The sequence below is a fragment of the Streptomyces silvisoli genome (genome assembly GCF_029269905.1).
GTDB classification, from domain to species: domain Bacteria; phylum Actinomycetota; class Actinomycetes; order Streptomycetales; family Streptomycetaceae; genus Streptantibioticus_A; species Streptantibioticus_A silvisoli_A.
Genome location: NZ_JARJBC010000009.1, coordinates 165,503 through 183,737, shown reverse-complemented (window position 1 = coordinate 183,737; position 18,235 = coordinate 165,503). Strand labels below are relative to the sequence as shown.

The window sequence follows — 18,235 nt, the reverse complement described above, 5'->3', positions numbered from 1 at the left end:
CTAACCACCGGTCTGGGTGATGGTGATGACCCGGTCCGTCAGCTGGAGCGTCTCCGCCTCCGGGTCGTTGAAGCCCAGCAGCCGGTTGCCGCGCACCACGGCCACCACCAAATCGGCACAGGCTCTGGGCGATCGACCCGACTCGGACCTGGTCACCGGGCGTTCCCGCACCTCCAGGCCCTCGCCATGGGTGAGCAGGTCCTCCAGGACGGCGCCCACATGCGGGCTCATCATCGACATTCCCAGCAGCCGCCCCGCCGAACTGGAGCTGGTCACCACCACGGTGGCGCCGCTCTGCCGGAGCAGCGGAACGTTTTCCTCCTCTCGGACCGCGGCCACGATGGTGGCCCGTTTGTTCAGTTGCCGGGCGCTCAGCGTGACCAGTACCGCGGTGTCGTCGCGCTGGGTGGCGACCACCACCCTCGCGGCGCGCGGGAGTTCGGCGCGCAGCAGGGTCTCGGAGCGGGTCGCGTCGCCGAGCACCGCGGTCAGGCCGTCGCTGTTGGCGGCGTCCACCGCCTTCGGCTGCGGGTCGACGGTGACGATCAGGTCCTTGGGTACGCCCTGGCCGAGCAGGGTCCGCGCGGCGTGCCGCCCCTTGGAGCCGTAGCCGACGATGACGGTGTGCTCGCGCATGCGGGATCTCCAACGGCGGATTCGCAGTTGCCGACGGGTACGTTCGGTGAGTACTTCCAGCGTGGTGCCGACCAGGATGATCAGGAACAGCACCCGAAGCGGCGTCACCAGCAGGATGTTGGCCAGCCGGGCCCCAGCGCTGTACGGGACGATGTCGCCGTATCCGGTGGTGGAGAGGGTGACGGTGGCGTAGTAGAAGGCGTCCAGCAGACCGAGCGGGTGGCCGGCGTTGTCGTGGTAGCCGTCGCGGTCGGCGTAGACGATGAACGCCGTCGCGACCAGGACCACCGCGGCGACCGCCAGCCGGCGGGCCACCTGCCGCAGCGGTGCGACCGTGGCCTCGACGGGCAGCAGCACATGGCCGCCGCCGTCCGGCTCGGGCACCGTGGCGGCCTCCGTGCCGCTGCCCGTACGGCTCCGCGGTGACCGCAGCCGGGCGGCCCTGCCGGTCCTCGGTCGATGGTCTGTCATCTCGGGCACCTCGGCGGGTGAGCGGACGTAACGTATCGGTCGTTTGCTGGCAGAAGCCGCGACTTCGCGGGTGTTCCATGGTCGCTGATGCGACGGGACGGGCGGAGTAGCCTCGCGGTCATGTACGCGATCACGATTCCCGAACCCGGCGGTCCCGAGGCCCTGGTGTGGGCCGAGGTCCCCGATCCCGAACCCGGCGAGGGCGAGGTTCTGGTCGATGTGGCGGCCAGCGCGGTCAACCGTGCCGATCTGCTGCAACGGCAGGGCTTCTACGACCCGCCGCCCGGCGCGCCCCCGTATCCGGGTCTGGAGTGCGCCGGACGAATCTCGGCGCTGGGCCCGGGCGTCTCCGGCTGGTCGGTGGGCGATGAGGTGTGCGCGCTGCTCGCGGGCGGCGGCTACGCCCAGCGGGTGGCCGTACCGGCGGGCCAACTCCTGCCCGTGCCCAAGGGCGTTGACCTGGTTCACGCGGCGGCGCTGCCCGAGGTGGCCGCCACGGTGTGGTCCAACGTCTTCATGATCGCCCATCTGCGGCCGGGTGAGACGCTGTTGGCGCACGGCGGTTCGAGCGGTATCGGCACCATGGCGATCCAGCTCGCCAAGGCGGTCGGGGCGCGGGTCGCGGTGACCGCCTCCGGCGGGCGGAAGCTGGAGCGCTGCGCCGAGTTGGGCGCGGACGTGCTGATCGACTACCGCGAGCAGGACTTCGTGTCCGAGGTGCGCGCGGCGACGGACGGCGCGGGCGCGGATGTCATCCTCGACATCATCGGCGCCAAGTACCTGAGCCGTAACGTGGACGCGCTGGCGGTCAACGGCCGGCTCGCCGTCATCGGCCTACAGGGCGGTGCCAAGGCCGAGTTGGACCTCGGCAAGCTGCTGGCCAAGCGGGCCGCGGTGACGGCCACCTCGCTGCGCGGGCGTCCGCTGGCCGAGAAGGCGTCGATCATCGCGGCGGTACGCGAACACGTCTGGCCGCTCATCGAGAGCGGCCGGGTCAAGCCGATCGTGGACCGCGCCTTCCCCATGCGCGAGGCGGCCGAGGCGCACCGGGTGGTCGAGGCGAGCGAACACGTGGGCAAGGTCGTACTGGTCGCCTGAGCGGGACCTGTGGCGGCGGAGGCGAAGCGGCCTCCGCCGCACCGCCCTTGCCCGGGATGCCGGGTTTGTCGCTCTGTGTAACGCTGAAGGCACCGCATGATCAGGCCGTGGAAGGCGGAGGTGCCGTGCCGTGACGTCAGCAGCCCGAGCCCGGTGCGCGCCCCGAAGGGCCGCGGGCCTCGCCGTCGCCGCCTCCGCCCTGCTGACGTCGTTCGTGCTGCACGCCCCGCCCGCCGCCGCGCACGGCATGCACCACATACGGCACACCGCCCGCCCGACGGCGCCGCGCGCCGCGCACCGGCCCCCCACCGGCCGCCCCAGGCCCGGCGCCAGGCCGCTCGGGAACCGGAGGGCACAGGGCGCAGGGCACCCGGGCCGCCACACACCGTCCTCCCCCCACCCGGCCAAGCCCCCGCGCCGCGGTCCCGCCGCCGCGTCGCACGCCCCTGTGGCCGCCCGCCAGCCCCGGCCGGACATATCCCGGCCGGCCCACCAGCAGCCCGCCGAGCGGCGGCGGGACGCCGTCGACGCCGCACCGCCCGACCCCTGGCAGGACCTCGACCAGCGCCTGGACGACCAGCGCCCGGACCAGGAGGACCCGCCCCAGGCGGACCAGGCGCGGCCGTATGTCGCCAGGACCATGGCCCCGCCCGCCCTGCCCTTCCCGCCCCCGGCGGCGGCCCGCACGGCGCCCGCCATCCCCAGCGCCTCCCCCACCGGCACCGCCGACCTCATCGCCGCCTCGGGCGTCCGCCGCCCGGTCGGGCCGGTGCTCGACATCCTGCCGCTGGGCATCGGGTTCGCCCTGACCGGGCTCGGACTCGGTTTCATGGCGCTGCGACTGCGCCGCGGCTGAAGTTCGGACGCCGGGGTGGAAAGGTCCCGGGTCCGCGCACGTTGGATCACGGATGTGCCGGGGCACACCCATGGGTGAACCAGGTGTGCGAGACAATGGCGGCATGGAGATGCCGATGAACGAACGGTCGCAGCAGGACAGCCCGCACGTGCTGGTCGTCGGCCCGGACGGAATGGCCCTGGGCGGTGGCCACAACGGTCAGGAGACCGAGTCCCGCGAGACTCCGGTCACCGAGATGGTCGAGCAGCCCGCGAAGGTCATGCGTATCGGCAGCATGATCAAGCAACTGCTGGAGGAAGTGCGGGCGGCACCTCTGGACGAGGCGAGTCGGCAGCGCCTCAAGGAGATCCACCACAGCTCGATCAAGGAACTGGAGGACGGCCTGGCGCCGGAACTCGTCGAGGAACTGGAGCGGCTCTCGCTCCCGTTCACCGAGGAGAGCGTGCCGAGCGAGGCCGAACTGCGCATCGCCCAGGCGCAGTTGGTGGGCTGGCTGGAGGGCCTGTTCCACGGCATCCAGACCACGCTGTTCGCTCAGCAGATGGCGGCACGGGCGCAGCTGGAGCAGATGCGGCGGGCCCTTCCGCCCGGTCTCGTCTCCGGCCACGAGGACGAGGAGGGCGGCCACCCGGGCGCCACCCGCTCCGGCCCGTACCTGTGATCCCGCGGGGATGAAAGGGTCCCGGCACACCTCGGTGTGCCGGGACCTTCGCGTTGGGCGGCTTCAAGCGACGCCGGCGCGATGACCTGCGGGCGCCTCAGCCGCTGCTCTTGCCCGTGGACACGATCAGCGTGATGACGTCCGACTTCGGGTTGAACTCGCTGTACTTGTTCGGGGTTTCGCTCATCACGATGCCCTTGCCCCAGACGTTCTCGTCCTCGTGCTGGAGCTTGTACTTCCAACCCGCCGCGTCCATGCAGGCCTTGACCGAGTCGATGTACTTGAAGGTCAGGTCCGGCATGATGACCTTGCCGCCGCTGTCGGTGAACCCACCGGACGCCTGGGTGCAGGTGCTGGCGTCGACGGTCCGGCTCGGGTCGCCCATCTTGATGTCGCTGCCGCTGGTGCCGCCGGTGCCGCTCTCACTGCTGGACGAGTCGCTCTGCTGCGACACCGTGGTGGTGTTGTTGCCCTGCTGCTTGTTCTTGCTGTTCATCGACGCGATCACCGAGACCAGCACCACACCGATCACCGCCGCGACCCCGACGAAGACCAGCAACGGCTTCCAGTTGCCGCCGCTCTTGCGCGGCGCGGGCGGCGGGGTGCGGTACGCGGACGCCGTCGGACGCGTGGCGGGCGGCGGGGTCTGGTATCCGGCCGGGCTGTACGGCTGCTGCTGGTACTGGTTGGGCGGCGGGGTCGACGGCCCGTAGTTCAGCTGCGGCGCGGGCGCCTGCTGCTGGTACGGCGAAGGCGTCTGGGCGTGCGGATCGCCGGTGACGTTCGGGAAGACCGCGAAGGCGTCGGGCTGCGGGGTGGCGGCGGGCTGGTGGGCCCTGGGTCCCTCGCTGATCACCAGGGGGGTGGCGATGCCCTTGGCGGCCGCGGCGACCCGCTCGCACTCGTCCTGCATCGCGTCGGCGGTAGGGAAACGGTCCGCCGGGTTCTTCCGCAGCGCCCGCGCCACCAGCGCGTCCACCGCGGGCGGCAGCGACTGGTTGATCGACGAGGGGGCGGGCGGCTCCTCCTGTACGTGCTGGTAGGCCACCGACAGCGGGGAGTCGCCGTCGAACGGCAGCCGCCCGGTCAGTAGCTCGAACAGCATGCAGCCGACCGAGTACAGGTCGGAACGCGCGTCAACACCGCGACCCAGCGCCTGTTCAGGAGAGAGGTACTGAGGGGTACCGACCACCATGCCGGTCTGTGTCATGGACGTGACGCCGGACTGCAGCGCCCGGGCGATGCCGAAGTCCATCACCTTGACCACGCCGCGTTTGGTCAGCATGACGTTGCCCGGCTTGATGTCCCGGTGCACCAGGCCCATCTCGTGGCTGACCGCGAGCGCGGCCAGTACATCACCGGTGATCTTGAGCGCCTTGTCGGTCGGCATCGCGCCGTGCTGCGCCATGTCCTCGTCGAGGATCTGCCGCAGCGGCTTGCCGTCCACCAGCTCCATCACGATGTACGGGACGGAGCGGCCGTCGATCTCGTCCTCACCGGAGTCGAAGACCGAGACGATGTTGGTGTGGTTGAGCTTGGCGACGGACTGCGCCTCCCGGCGGAAGCGCTCGCGGAAGGACGCCTCACGGCCGAGTTCGCTGTGCAGGGTCTTGATCGCGACCGGACGTTCCAGCACAGTGTCGTAGCCGAAGTGGACGGACGCCATCCCGCCCTCGCCGAGCAGGCCGCGCAACTCGTACCGGCCGCCACCGACCGTAGTGCCCGAGAAGTCGCCCCGTGCGTCCCCGCTCATGTAACCGCTTCCCCCTCGGCGCACGCGAGCCGCACGCACAAGACACCGATCTTCATCCTGCTTGATCCTGCCCGCCAAGTCTGCCGAAGTCGGTTGACGCGTCAAGCTGCTTGACCGATCCGTCACCGGATGCCCGGGAAACCGTTCCCGAACTGTGAACAACGTGTTCGCCGCCGCTGTGAGCAGACTGTGCGCAATACGGTTTGCGCAGGTGAGGGCGGTACGGACGGGCTTGTCCCGAGTGACGCGTCCCATGGTTCACCGGGAAGGCGGTAGCGTTCATCTTCGGACCACGTAGGTCCACCCGAGTATGCAGCACCTGTACGAGGCGATGAGCGACGGCGAGGACTGATGGACCAGACGCAGCCCTCGGGCGACCCCGAGGAGTCCTCGGCCCTCGGCGCCGAGGCGTACGACACACCGGAGCTGTGGGGCGCGAACGGGTTCATGGGTGACGGCCGGTACCGGCTCACCCGACGCCTGGGACGCGGCGGCATGGCCGAGGTCTTCGCGGCCGAGGACGTGCGGCTGGGCCGTACGGTGGCGGTGAAGCTGCTCCGCAGCGACCTCGCGGAGGACCCGGTCTCCAAGGCCCGGTTCACCCGGGAGGCACAGTCGGTCGCCGGGCTCAACCACCACGCCGTCGTCGCGGTGTACGACTCCGGCGAGGACCGGGTCGGCAACAACGTTGTCCCGTACATCGTCATGGAGCTGTGCGAGGGCCGCACCATCCGCGACCTGCTGATCAACTCCGAGGCGCCACCGGTCGACCAGGCGTTGATCATCGTCTCCGGGGTGCTCGAAGCGCTCGCCTACAGCCACCAGCACGGCATCGTGCACCGTGACATCAAGCCCGCGAACGTGATCATCACCCACACGGGCGCGGTCAAGGTGATGGACTTCGGCATCGCCCGGGCGCTGCACGGCGCCTCCACCACCATGACCCAGACCGGCATGGTCATGGGCACCCCGCAGTACCTCTCGCCCGAACAGGCGCTGGGCAAGGCCGTCGACCACCGCTCGGACCTGTACGCGACCGGCTGCCTGCTCTACGAGCTGCTGACGCTGCGCCCGCCGTTCACCGGTGAGACCCCGCTGTCGGTGGTCTACCAGCACGTCCAGGACGACCCGCGGATCCCCTCGGACGTCAACGACCGGGTGCCGCCCGAGCTGGACGGCATGGTGCTGCGGGCGCTCGCCAAGAACCCCGACGACCGCTTCCAGAGCGCCGAGGAGATGCACGGGCTGGTGCAGTACGCCCTGCGCATGCTCCATGAGCAGGGCGGCTGGACCGGCGCCTGGGACACCGGCTACGTCGACCACTCGGCCTCCTCGGCGCCCGCCGCCGGGGCCGCGGCCACCACCGTGATGCCGCACGCGCAGGCGGGGCACACCGCCGAGCTCGGTCCGCCGTTGCTGATGGGCCCGCCCGGTGGCGGCGGCACCGGCGACTACGGCGGCCACGGCAACGGCGGCCGGGACGGCCGCAACGGCGGCGGCCACCGCGGCCGCAACACGGTGCTGCTGGTGCTTGCCGCCATCCTGGCGATCAGCCTGGGCGTGTTCATCGCGGTCAGCGCCAGCCACCAGGGCAACAAGGGCGGCACGACCAACGACCACAGCCCCGCGCCGAGCACGTCGCAGAGCGTCAGCCCGAGCGACTCGCCCAGCGACAGCACCTCGCCGAGCGACTCGCCCAGCGTGGACACCAGCAGCGGGCAGGGCGGCGACAACACGACGGGCGAGCCGAGCTATCCGACGCACAGCCGTCAGCCCAGCTCGGAGCCTCCGTCCTCGCCGCCGCCCTCCTCGCCGCCGCCGTCCTCGCCGGGAACGTCCGATGGCGGCGCGAACGCCGGCACCTCGCAGGGCGGCGCCAACAGCGGGACGACCAGTGGCTCCGGCGGCAAGGGCGGCACGACCAGCGGCACCAGCTCCGGCACCACGCAGGGCTCAACGGACGGTCAGTCCAGCGGTACCCAGGGCAGCGCCCAGGGCGCCATCCAGGGCACCATCGGCTGAGCCCCGCCCGGTGCCGCCGCTCAACCGGTGAACGCCGCGAGTACGGCCTCGTACTCGCGGGTCCACCACACCGCCAGCCCGGCCGCGGCCGGGAACAGCGGATCGGCCCTGAAGTCCTGCCGCTGGTAGCGCCAGCGCAGCATCCAGAAGTCGTTCAGCCGCTCCCACCACACCCGGTGCACGGCCGCCGCCAGCTCCGCCACGGGCACCTCGGCGGCCGCCTGGTAGGCGTGGGCGTACTCGCGCACCTTGGCCAGGTCGAGGGTGCCGTCGCAGTCCCGGACGAAGAAGATCACCGCGGCCCGTACCGCCTCCTCCGCCCGCGGCTGGACGCCGAGGCGGTCCCAGTCGACGATCGCGGCCGGTTCCGCGCCCTGGTAGAGCAGGTTGAGCGGATGGAAGTCGCCGTGCACCCAGCCGGTGACCCGGGTGGTGGCGTCGGCGGGACGGCGGTGGGCGTGCCGTTCGAGCAGCGCCCGGCGCTCCAGGAGGCGGTGCTCGGCCAGTTCGTCGAAGGAGTCGCGTGGCCGCCGTTCGCGGGCCAGCCGCAGTAGTTCGTCGATGAGCGCGTAGGTGTCCTCGGGCACCGCGGACGAGTGCGCGGCCGGGTGGGCGGCGTCGTCGGGCAGCACCCGGGCCAGCGCGGTGTGCACCAGGCCGAGCAGCGCGCCCAGGTGGCGGCACTGCCGTTCGGTCAGCTCCGTGCCCGCCCGGTGCCGTCCCTCGACCCAGGGGTACAGCGCGTACGGGCGGCCTCCGATGACCGCCACCGTGCGGCCCTCGGCGTCGGCCAGCGGCGCCGCGACCGGCAGCCCGAGGGCGCCGAGCCGCAGGGTGGCGCGGTGCTGGCGGGCGATGGTGGCGGGGTCGGCGGTGTCGCGGTCGGTGCCCCGGTCCGGATCGTGCAGATAGTGCTTGAGGAAGAACCGGCCGCGGGTGGTGGCGAGCTGGTAGCCCCGGTTGAGCAGACCCTGTGCCACCGGCTCGCAGGACAGCGGCGTCCCGGCACCGTCGTAGCGGCGGAGCAGTGCTCCCAGCGTGTGGTCGGTTGGCGGCGGCGCCGTCGCCGGGCTAGGAGGGGGCACCCGGCGAATGGTAGATCACCGCAGATCACGTGGTGTATCCGCGAGACCGCTCCCGAGCGGTGCCGAAGCCGGGCGCACGGCTCAAAGCGCAGGTGGCGGCGGTCGCCGCGACGCTTCCGTACGTTCCCCGAACGATACAATTGCGCGGAGCCGTGCTCACCTGAGTTATGACGGATCGGGTCCGGTCTGACGATCTCCGGTCCGCATGCGGGCCACATAGGCGGCCGCCTGGGTGCGGCGTTCCATGCCGAGCTTGGCGAGCAGCGAGGAGACGTAGTTCTTCACGGTCTTCTCGGCCAGGTGCAGCCGTTCGCCTATCTGCCGGTTGGTGAGGCCCTCGCCGATCAGGTCGAGGATCCTGCGCTCCCGGTCGGTGAGGTTCTCCAGCCGCGCGTCACCCCTGTCGTCACCGCGCCGCAGCCGCTCCAGCACCCGGGCGGTGGCCACCGGGTCCAGCAGCGACCGGCCGGCCGCCACGTCCCGTACCGCGGTGAGCAGATCGGTGCCGCGGATCGCCTTGAGGACGTAACCGGCGGCACCCGCCATGATCGCGTCGAAAAGCGCCTCGTCGTCCGCGAAAGAGGTGAGCATCAGGCACTTGATCTCCGGATGCGCGGAGCGCACCTCACGGCAGACCTCCACCCCGCTGCCGTCCGGCAGCCGCACGTCGAGCACCGCGACGTCCGGCCGGGTGGCCGGGATGCGGACGAGCGCGTCCGCTGCGGTGCCCGCCTCGCCCACCACTTCGATGTCATCCTCTACGGAGAGCAACTCATGGACACCACGGCGTACTACTTCGTGGTCGTCAACCAGGAATACCGTGATTTTTCCTTCATAAGGCACCAAACCAGCCTCGCACACAATTGGATCTGCTGACCTCTTACGCAGTTTCGATCCGCGAGATAGCGTGCCGTTGTCCCGGTGGCCTGCCGGAATCGCCAGTTACTAGGAAATCCAAGCAAAACCGCAGGTAGATGCCCCTTCGCGCATTTGCGGGAGTAGTGGGTAACGTGCTTTTTGCAGGCCGTCAGCCGGGGACAGAAGTCACTCCTGGCACGGCCCGCCGCACACACCCCGTGCGCCGCGCCGAGTCGGGTGAGCCCGCACTGGTTCCCGGCGGACCCCGGGGGCCGGACAGACGGAGGAGCAGACGTGAGCGTGAAGAGCACTGCCGCGCGCAGCAGCCGCGGTGGCGCGAAGCGTCGAGGGGGAGCCGGGCGCAAGCCCGAACTCGTACAGCTTCTGACCCCCGAAGGTGAACGCGTCGAACACAGCGAGTACTCCATCGACCTGACCCCGGAGGAGCTGCGCGGCCTGTACCGCGACATGGTGCTCACCCGGCGCTTCGACGGCGAGGCGGTCACGCTGCAACGCCAGGGCGAGCTGGGCCTGTGGGCCTCGCTGCTGGGCCAGGAGGCCGCCCAGATCGGCTCCGGTCGGGCCACCCGCCCGGACGACTACGTCTTCCCCACCTACCGTGAGCACGGTGTCGCCTGGACCCGTGGCGTCGACCCGCTGAACCTGCTCGGCATGTTCCGCGGGGTCAACAACGGCGGCTGGGACCCGAACCAGAACAACTTCCACCTGTACACGATCGTCATCGGCTCGCAGGCCCTGCACGCCACCGGTTACGCCATGGGCGTGGCCAAGGACGGGGCGGACTCCGCGGTCATCGCCTATTTCGGCGATGGCGCCTCCAGCCAGGGTGACGTGGCCGAGGCGTTCACCTTCGCGGCGGTCTACAACGCTCCCGTGGTGTTCTTCTGCCAGAACAACCAGTGGGCGATCTCCGAGCCCACCGAGCGGCAGAGCCGGGTGCCGATCTACCAGCGGTCGGCCGGATTCGGCTTCCCGGGCGTGCGGGTGGACGGCAACGACGTGCTCGCGGTGCTCGCGGTGACCCGGGCGGCACTGGAGCACGCCCGCTCCGGCGAGGGGCCGATGCTGGTCGAGGCGTTCACCTACCGGATGGGCGCGCACACCACCTCCGACGACGCCACCCGCTACCGGCTGGACGAGGAGACCGCGGAGTGGGCGGCCAAGGACCCGATCGCCCGGCTGAAGACCTACCTGGCCAACGAGGGCATCGCGGATGACGCGTTCTTCGCCGAGGTCGACGCGGAGAGCGACGCGCTCGCCAAGCGGGTGCGTGAAGGGGTACGCGCCATGCCCAATCCGGACCCAATGGCGATCTTCGACAACATCTACGCGGACGGGCATGCGCTGGTGGACGAGGAGCGCGCACAATTCGCTGCATACCAGGCCTCGTTCGAGGGTTCCGAGGAAGGGGCTGCGCGATGACGTCGCCGAAGTCCATGACGATCGCCAAGGCGATCAACGAATCGCTGCGCACCTCCCTGGAGACCGACCCCAAGGTCCTCGTGATGGGCGAGGACGTGGGCAAGCTCGGCGGTGTCTTCCGGGTCACCGACGGACTGCAGAAGGACTTCGGCGAGGAGCGGGTGATCGACACCCCGCTCGCCGAGTCGGGCATCATCGGCACCGCGATCGGCCTGGCGCTGCGCGGCTACCGCCCGGTCGCGGAGATCCAGTTCGACGGTTTCGTCTTCCCCGCGTACGACCAGATCGTCACCCAGCTGGCGAAGATGCACGCCCGCGCGCTCGGCAAGGTGAAGCTGCCGGTCGTCATCCGCATTCCGTACGGCGGTGGCATCGGCGCGGTGGAGCACCACAGCGAGTCGCCGGAGGCGCTGTTCGCGCACGTCCCGGGGCTGAAGGTGGTCTCGCCGGCGACCCCGTCGGACGCGTACTGGATGATGCGGCAGGCCATCGAGTGCGACGACCCGGTCATCTTCTTCGAGCCCAAGCGCCGCTACTGGGACAAGGGCGAGGTCGACACCGCCGCGGTGCCCGCGCCGCTGCACCGGGCGCGGGTCGTCCGCGAGGGCACCGATCTGACGCTGGCCGCCTACGGTCCGATGGTGAAGACCTGCCTTGAGGCCGCCGCTGTGGCCGAGGAGGAGGGCCGCAGCCTGGAGGTGGTGGACCTTCGGTCGATGTCGCCCATCGACTTCGACACCCTTCAGGCCTCGGTGGAGAAGACCCGGCGACTGGTGGTGGTGCACGAGGCACCGGTCTTCCTGGGCACGGGCGCCGAGATCGCGGCCCGGATCACCGAGCGCTGCTTCTACCACCTCGAAGCGCCGGTGCTGCGGGTGGGCGGTTTCCACGCCCCGTACCCGCCGGCCAGGCTGGAAGAGGACTACCTGCCGAACCTGGACCGGGTGCTCGACTCCGTCGACCGCGCACTGGCCTTCTGAGAGCCGAGGAGAGCAGTGACCGTGACCGAGACCGCGCAGCGCTTCCGCGAGTTCAAGATGCCCGACGTGGGCGAGGGACTCACCGAGGCCGAAATCCTCAAGTGGTACGTGGCCGTTGGGGACACCGTCTCCGACGGGCAGGTCGTCTGTGAGGTGGAGACGGCCAAGGCGGCCGTCGAACTCCCCATCCCCTTCGACGGGGTGGTCTCCGCGATCCGCTTCGACGAGGGTGCGACGGTGGACGTGGGTACGTCCATCATCACCGTCGACACCAACCCCGGCGCCCCCGCCGAGTCGGCGGAGCCCGCCTCCGCGGCGGCCGAGCCGGAGGCGCCCGCCGCCCCGGAGCCGCCGAAGCGGCAGGCGGTACTGGTGGGTTACGGGGTCGCCGAGTCCTCGACCAAGCGCCGCCCCCGCAAGGCGTCCGCCACCCCGGCCGCCCCCGCGGCGGCGCCCCAGCAGCCGGTGCTCAACGGGCACGGGGCCGCCGTTCCGGAGCCGCCGCTGACGGACGAGACGCCACGGCCGCTGGCCAAGCCGCCGGTGCGCAAGCTGGCCAAGGACCTCGGCGTCGATCTGGCCACGGTGGTTCCCACCGGCCCGGACGGGACCATCACCCGCGACGACGTCCAGGCGGCGGCCGCCCCCGCGGCGGCACCCGTCGAGCAGGTGGCGCCCGTCGCTCCCACCGCACCGGCCGCCGTTTCACGTGAAACACGTGAAACTCGCGTGCCGATCAAGGGAGTTCGCAAGGCGACCGCACAGGCGATGGTGGCCAGTGCCTTCACGGCGCCGCACGTCACCGAGTTCGTCACCTTCGACATCACCCGCACCATGCGGCTGGTGCAGGAGCTGAAGACCGATCCGGCGTTCGCCGGGCTCAAGGTCAGCCCGCTGCTGCTGGTGGCGAAGGCGCTGCTGGTCGCCATCAAGCGCAACCCGGAGATCAACGCCTCCTGGGACGAGGCGAACCAGGAGATCGTGCACAAGGGGTATGTGAACCTCGGCATCGCCGCGGCCACTCCGCGCGGCCTGATCGTCCCCAACATCAAGGACGCCCACGCCAAGACGCTCCCCGAACTCGCCCGCGCTCTGGGCGAGTTGGTGGCCACCGCCCGCGAGGGCAAGACCGCCCCCGCCGACATGCAGGGCGGTACGGTCACCATCACCAACGTCGGCGTCTTCGGCGTCGACACCGGCACGCCCATCCTGAACCCCGGTGAGTCCGCGATCCTCGCCTTCGGCGCGGTCAAGGACCAGCCCTGGGTCCACAAGGGCAAGGTCAAGCCCCGCCAGGTCACCACCCTGGCGCTCTCCTTCGACCACCGCCTGGTCGACGGCGAACTCGGCTCCAAGGTGCTCGGCGACACCGCGGCCATCCTGGAGTACCCGAAGCGCCTGATCACCTGGGCGTAGCGGCCGTTTCCGCGCGGGATCCGAACGCACACGACGCGTTCGGATCCCGCGCGTTCGCTTTATGACCGGTCCGTATCCCGGACACACGTTTCTCGTGCATACCTGTTGTATCTATGCTGTGCGCATCATGAATGCCGCCACTTCCACCAAGCAGCCGCCCGCCGCCGAGCGGGTCTACGCACACGTCAAACGCGCCGTGCTCGACCGCTCCTACGAAGGCGGCACGCTCCTCACCGAGGGCGATCTCGCCGAGGCGGTAGGGGTGTCGCGCACTCCGGTGCGCGAGGGGCTGCTGCGGCTTGAGGCGGAGGGGCTGATCAAGCTCTACCCGAAGAAGGGCGCGCTGGTGCTGCCGGTCTCCGCCCAGGAGATCGCCGATGTGGTGGAGACCCGGCTGCTGGTCGAGGAGCACGCGGTGCGCAAGGTCGTGCCCGCCCCCCTTCAACTCCTGAACCGGCTTGAGGAGTTGCTGGACGAGCACGAGGAGCACCGGAAGACCGGTGACCTGGCCGCCGCCGCGGCCACCGACCGCTGCTTCCACGCCACGATCGTCCGGGCGGCGGGCAACGAGATCCTCTCCCAGCTCTACGACCAGTTGCGCGACCGCCAGTTGCGGATGGGTGTGGCCGTGATGCACGCCGAACCGGACCGGATCGCCAAGAACATCGAGGAACACGCGGAAATACTCGCCGCGTTGCGCGCGGGCGACGGCGAACGGGCCGCCGCCGTGGTGCGGCAGCACGTCAGCCGGGTCAAGGCCATCGTCAGGGGGGAAGCATGAGTGCGCTCGACACGGGCCGAAGCCGGCTGCGGCTGCCCGGCGATCCACCCGGCGGGCCGCGCGCCTGCGCGGTCTGGGGCCTTGGCGTCCTCGTCTACTTCATCGCCGTCGTACACCGCTCCAGCCTCGGCGTGGCCGGGATCGACGCGGCGGCCAGGTTCCACATCAGCGCCTCTGAGCTGTCCACGTTCTCCATACTCCAGGTGCTGGTCTACGCCGGGATGCAGATACCCGTCGGCATGCTGGTGGACCGGTTCGGGACCAAGAAGGTGCTGACCGTCGGGGTCGTCCTGCTCACCGCGGGCCAACTCGGCTTCGCGCTCAGCCACTCGTACGCGATGGCGCTGGGCTCCCGCGCGGTGCTCGGCTGCGGGGACGCGATGACGTTCATCAGCGTGCTGCGGCTGGGCTCCCGCTGGTTCCCCGCCCGGCGCGGACCGCTGATAGCCCAGGGCGCCGCCCTCTTCGGCATGGCGGGCAACCTGGTCAGCACCATCCTGCTGGCCCGGCTGCTGCACTCCGCGGGCTGGACCCCGACCTTCGTGGGTACGGCGCTCGGCGGCGCCCTCGTCCTGGTACTGATCGTGCTGTTCATGAAGGACCACCCCGAGGGGTATGAACCCCTACCCAGCGGTCCGCGCCCGCGCGGTGCGGTACGGCGTCAACTCACCGACGCCTGGCGGGAACCCGGCACCAGGCTGGGCCTGTGGGTGCACTTCACCACCCAGTTCTCCGCGATGGTCTTCCTGCTGCTGTGGGGCATGCCGTTCCTGGTCGAGGGCCAGGGGCTGTCCCGAGGCGCCGCCGGCTCACTGCTGACCCTGGTCGTGCTGTCGAACATGGTGTTCGGCATGGTCTTCGGCCAGATCATCGCCCGCCACCACGGCGCGCGGATGCCGCTCGCGCTGGGCACGGTGGCGGTGACCGCGGCCAGTTGGGCCGCGGTACTGGCCTGGCCCACGCCGCACGCGCCGCTGTGGTTGCTGATCACGTTGTGCGCGGTGCTCGGCGCCAGCGGCCCGGCCTCGATGATCGGCTTCGACTTCGCCCGTCCGGCCAACCCGCCGGAGCGGTTCGGCACCGCCTCCGGCGTCGTCAACATGGGTGGCTTCACCGCCTCGATGATCGTGCTGCTGGCGGTCGGCGTACTGCTGGACGCGACCGGTGACAACTTCACCGTCGCGCTCAGCAGCGTCTTCGTCGTGCAGGCGCTCGGTGTCAGCCAGATCCTGCGGCTGCGCGGGCAGGCGGCGCGGCGCGAGCGCGAGACGATCACCGTGAGCCGGGTGGAGGCGGTGCACACCGCCGAGGCCACCGCCTGACCCCGGCACGACGGCTCAAGTCGTCACGGCTCAGGGCGTCACGGCGAGGGCGGCCAGCACCGCGTCCGCCAGCTCCTGGTCGCCCTCGACCTTGACCCGGTCCGCGACCCCCTCCGGCCGCACCCGCCCGCAGGTCAGCCGCACGAACGTCTCCCAGTCCATCGCCAGCGTCACCGTCGGCCCCAGCGACACACTGCCGTCGATGGTGCCGGTGCCCTCGGCGTCCACCCGTACCGTGCGCATGAACTCGACCGGGCCGTGCACGTCGAACACCACCGTCGAACCGGCGGGCGCGGCGGCCGTCTTGGCGACCACCTTCGGCAGCTGCGGCAGCAGGAAGTCCCGGGTGAGCGCGGCGCCCGGCGAGTCCAGGTTGCCGGGCCTGCCGAGCGCCCGGCGGATGTCCTGCTCGTGCACCCACACATCGAATGCCCGCATGCGCAGGGACAGTTCCAGCGTGCGCTCCGCGCCCATCGGGCCGCGCACCGTGGTCTCCGGGTCGCGGTTCTCGTTCCGCAGCTGCCGGGACCGGCGGATGATCGTGTACTCCAGCTCCGCGGTCATCTCCGGTCCGGTGTGGCAGCGCCGTACGTCCACCTGCACCTCCATGTACCGGCTGAACTCGTCGGTGACGTGGAAGAGGTCGCGCGGCAGCGAGTGGATGGGACGCGGGTCGCCCATCGCCTCGCACTCAAGCCCGATCACATGCGAGACGATGTCCCTCACCGACCAGCCTGGGCACTCTGTGGGCCGGTTCCACTCTCCCTCGGCGAGCGGCGAGACCAACTCCGATATCGCCTCTATTGAGTGGGTCCAGGCGTCGATGGAGGGCTGGAGCTTGCTGTGGACGGTCACGGTGCCCCTCGAGCGGATCGGTGCGGTCGTGGCTTGTTCTGTACTGGATGGTTTCGCGCTGGCGTGCTTAATGGTGACGTGCGCCCAAATTACGCTGTGCGCTGGCACCATGGCAGTGCTTTCGTGTGACGATGGTAGGCCCGCGTTGACGCGGCGAACTCTTGGGCGGTGGTACGGTGCGCGCTTCGCTCCTGCAGATCGATGTACGGCCCGACGAGCAGGTCGCGGACCGGCGCTCCAGGGTGGCCGCTCTCGTACGTGAACAGGCGGGCGCTGACCTGGTGGTTCTGCCCGAGCTGTGGCCGGTGGGCGCGTTCGCGTACCAGGACTTCGCGACGTACGCAGAGCCGTTGGACGGTCCGACCGCGCGGGAGTTGGGCGCGGCGGCGCGGGCGGCGCGCGTCTGGTTGCACGCCGGGTCGATCGTCGAGCGGAGCGCCGCTGACGGGCCCCTTTACAACACCTCGCTGCTCTTCGCGCCGGACGGTCAACTGCACCGTTTCTACCGGAAGATCCACCGGTTCGGTTTCGACCAGGGCGAGGCGGCGATGATGGCCGCGGGCGACGAGATCGTCACCGCGCGGCTGTCCGGGCCGCAGACCACCATCGGCCTGGCCACCTGCTACGACCTGCGGTTCCCCGAGCAGTTCCGGCTGCTGGTGGACGCGGGGGCGCAGTTGCTGGTGATCTGCGCGGGGTGGCCCGAGCGCCGCGGCGCGCACTGGTCACTGCTGGCGCGCGCCCGCGCGGTGGAGTCCCAGGCGTACGTACTGGCCTGCGGGACGGCGGGCACGCACGCGGGGGTCCAGCAGGCCGGGCGCAGCGTGGTGGTCGACCCGTGGGGCGAGGTCCTCGCCGAAGCGGGCACCGGCGAGGAGGTCCTCACCGTCGACCTCGACCCGTCCCGGGTCGAGAAGACGCGGGCGGAGTTCCCCGCCCTGCGCGACCGGGTCCTGGGCTTGCCCAAGCCGTAGCGCTCCGGCGCCGCGGATGTCCCCCGCGTACAGCCCCCGGGTCTGCTCGCCGACGCTACGGCAATCGGGTCCCGGTGACCGTCCCTGTGGGCGTGCCTGACGCACCCGTACGTCAGGTGATCGGATCATCGCATCCGGTAGTGCACGCCAGCCGGGGAGTCGCCATGTACCGCGCCAGAGCCCTGACCGCCGTCGTAGTGGCCGTCCTCGCGTTGTGCGGCGCGAGGACCGCGCCGCACGCCGTGCGGTACGTGGCCCTCGGTGACTCCGCCGCGGCCGCGCCCGGGGTCCCCAACCAGGTCGACGCCCGCTGTGCGCGATCCGACCACAACTACCCCGCCCTGGTCGCCGCCCGCCTGCGCACGGCCGGCTTCGCCGACGTCACGTGCAGCGGCGCCACCACCGCCGACCTCGGCGGCCAGTTCCGCGCGCTGTCCAGCCGGACCACCCTGGTCACTCTCACCATCGGTGCCAACGACGTCGGCTTCGCCGGAATCATCATGAAATGCACGGCACTCGGGCTGTTCCACCCCGACGGCGCCTACTGCCGCGCCGCGTACACCCGTACCGGGACCGACGAACTCGACGAGCGCGTCGCCGCCACGAAACCGAAGATCGCGGGCGCGCTGCGCACCGTCCACCGGCTGGCCCCGCACGCCCGCGTGCTGCTCGTCGGCTATCTGCGGCTGACCCCGCTGGACCACCACGGCTGCCGCCCGCGTGAGCTGTTCGGCAACGGTGACCTGGCGTACCTGGACGCCTTCGAGAAGAAGATGAACGCGATGCTCCGCCGCACCGCCCGGGCGAACGGCGCCGTCTTCGTCGACAACCACCCGGTCAGCGCCCAGCACGACATCTGCCGTCCTGGCGGCCTGCGCTGGACCGAGGGCCTGATCCCCACCAGTCCGACCGTCCCCTTCCACCCCAACGCACTGGGCGAACGCGCCATGGCGGAACGGGTGTTGGCGGCGGCCGGCCAGTGAGCGCCGGGCACCGCCGGGTCTCCGTCCCGGGCGGTTACCGG

At 70.9% G+C, this 18,235-nt stretch carries 16 protein-coding genes; 11 read left to right on the top strand and 5 right to left on the bottom strand.

Annotated features, from left to right (window positions below):
- Window positions 1–1,107, bottom strand: coding sequence for a potassium channel family protein (locus P3G67_RS16945; RefSeq protein WP_276094227.1), 1,107 nt, complete (start codon window positions 1,105–1,107; stop codon window positions 1–3).
- 120 nt (window positions 1,108–1,227) lie between these two features.
- Here P3G67_RS16945 and P3G67_RS16940 point away from each other — a divergent pair, with 120 nt between their 5' ends.
- From P3G67_RS16940 to P3G67_RS16930, 3 genes are all read left to right on the top strand, one after another.
- Window positions 1,228–2,205 carry an NAD(P)H-quinone oxidoreductase gene (locus tag P3G67_RS16940; RefSeq protein WP_269855339.1) on the top strand — a complete coding sequence of 326 codons (978 nt, stop codon included), beginning with the start codon at window positions 1,228–1,230 and terminating at the stop codon, window positions 2,203–2,205.
- A gap of 130 nt (window positions 2,206–2,335) precedes the next feature.
- Window positions 2,336–3,061 (top strand): hypothetical protein, encoded by a 726-nt coding sequence (locus P3G67_RS16935; RefSeq protein ID WP_276094226.1) that lies wholly within the window; start codon window positions 2,336–2,338, stop codon window positions 3,059–3,061.
- A gap of 103 nt (window positions 3,062–3,164) precedes the next feature.
- Window positions 3,165–3,722: a bacterial proteasome activator family protein gene (locus P3G67_RS16930; RefSeq protein WP_276094225.1), complete on the top strand. Its 558-nt coding sequence runs from the start codon at window positions 3,165–3,167 to the stop codon at window positions 3,720–3,722.
- 97 nt (window positions 3,723–3,819) lie between these two features.
- Here the strand turns inward: P3G67_RS16930 and P3G67_RS16925 are convergent, their stop codons facing one another.
- A complete protein-coding gene (locus P3G67_RS16925) occupies window positions 3,820–5,475 on the bottom strand; it encodes a Stk1 family PASTA domain-containing Ser/Thr kinase (protein ID WP_276094224.1) in 1,656 nt (551 codons plus the stop codon).
- A gap of 351 nt (window positions 5,476–5,826) precedes the next feature.
- On the opposite strand from P3G67_RS16925, the gene P3G67_RS16920 reads away from it, so the two are divergent.
- Window positions 5,827–7,497 carry a protein kinase domain-containing protein gene (locus P3G67_RS16920; protein ID WP_276094223.1) on the top strand — a complete coding sequence of 557 codons (1,671 nt, stop codon included), beginning with the start codon at window positions 5,827–5,829 and terminating at the stop codon, window positions 7,495–7,497.
- A gap of 20 nt (window positions 7,498–7,517) precedes the next feature.
- On the opposite strand, the gene P3G67_RS16915 is transcribed toward P3G67_RS16920, so the two are convergent.
- Both P3G67_RS16915 and P3G67_RS16910 read right to left on the bottom strand, forming a co-directional pair.
- Window positions 7,518–8,582, bottom strand: coding sequence for a phosphotransferase (locus tag P3G67_RS16915; protein ID WP_269855334.1), 1,065 nt, complete (start codon window positions 8,580–8,582; stop codon window positions 7,518–7,520).
- 165 nt (window positions 8,583–8,747) lie between these two features.
- Window positions 8,748–9,425: a response regulator gene (locus P3G67_RS16910; RefSeq protein WP_269855333.1), complete on the bottom strand. Its 678-nt coding sequence runs from the start codon at window positions 9,423–9,425 to the stop codon at window positions 8,748–8,750.
- 309 nt (window positions 9,426–9,734) lie between these two features.
- Between P3G67_RS16910 and pdhA the strand changes: the two genes are divergently transcribed.
- From pdhA to P3G67_RS16885, 5 genes are all read left to right on the top strand, one after another.
- Window positions 9,735–10,883 carry a pyruvate dehydrogenase (acetyl-transferring) E1 component subunit alpha gene (gene pdhA / locus P3G67_RS16905; protein WP_269855332.1) on the top strand — a complete coding sequence of 383 codons (1,149 nt, stop codon included), beginning with the start codon at window positions 9,735–9,737 and terminating at the stop codon, window positions 10,881–10,883.
- Window positions 10,880–11,863 carry an alpha-ketoacid dehydrogenase subunit beta gene (locus P3G67_RS16900; RefSeq protein WP_391858275.1) on the top strand — a complete coding sequence of 328 codons (984 nt, stop codon included), beginning with the start codon at window positions 10,880–10,882 and terminating at the stop codon, window positions 11,861–11,863. Before pdhA ends, P3G67_RS16900 begins: the two co-directional genes overlap by 4 nt.
- 57 nt (window positions 11,864–11,920) lie before the next feature.
- The gene (locus P3G67_RS16895) at window positions 11,921–13,279 is read left to right on the top strand and encodes a dihydrolipoamide acetyltransferase family protein (protein ID WP_276094284.1); all 1,359 of its coding nucleotides are present in this window, start codon (window positions 11,921–11,923) and stop codon (window positions 13,277–13,279) included.
- Between the two features lie 127 nt (window positions 13,280–13,406).
- Entirely contained in the window at window positions 13,407–14,060 is a 654-nt protein-coding gene (locus P3G67_RS16890; RefSeq protein ID WP_269855330.1) for a GntR family transcriptional regulator, read from the top strand.
- Entirely contained in the window at window positions 14,057–15,382 is a 1,326-nt protein-coding gene (locus P3G67_RS16885; protein WP_276094222.1) for an MFS transporter, read from the top strand. The genes P3G67_RS16890 and P3G67_RS16885 overlap by 4 nt, the downstream gene beginning before the upstream one ends.
- Before the next feature lie 30 nt (window positions 15,383–15,412).
- On the opposite strand, the gene P3G67_RS16880 is transcribed toward P3G67_RS16885, so the two are convergent.
- Entirely contained in the window at window positions 15,413–16,237 is an 825-nt protein-coding gene (locus P3G67_RS16880; protein WP_276094221.1) for a maleylpyruvate isomerase family mycothiol-dependent enzyme, read from the bottom strand.
- Window positions 16,238–16,413: 176 nt separating this feature from the next.
- Here P3G67_RS16880 and P3G67_RS16875 point away from each other — a divergent pair, with 176 nt between their 5' ends.
- Window positions 16,414–17,211, top strand: coding sequence for a carbon-nitrogen family hydrolase (locus P3G67_RS16875; protein ID WP_276094220.1), 798 nt, complete (start codon window positions 16,414–16,416; stop codon window positions 17,209–17,211).
- Between the two features lie 164 nt (window positions 17,212–17,375).
- Entirely contained in the window at window positions 17,376–18,194 is an 819-nt protein-coding gene (locus tag P3G67_RS16870) for an SGNH/GDSL hydrolase family protein (protein WP_276094219.1), read from the top strand.
- Window positions 18,195–18,235: the final 41 nt, after the last annotated feature.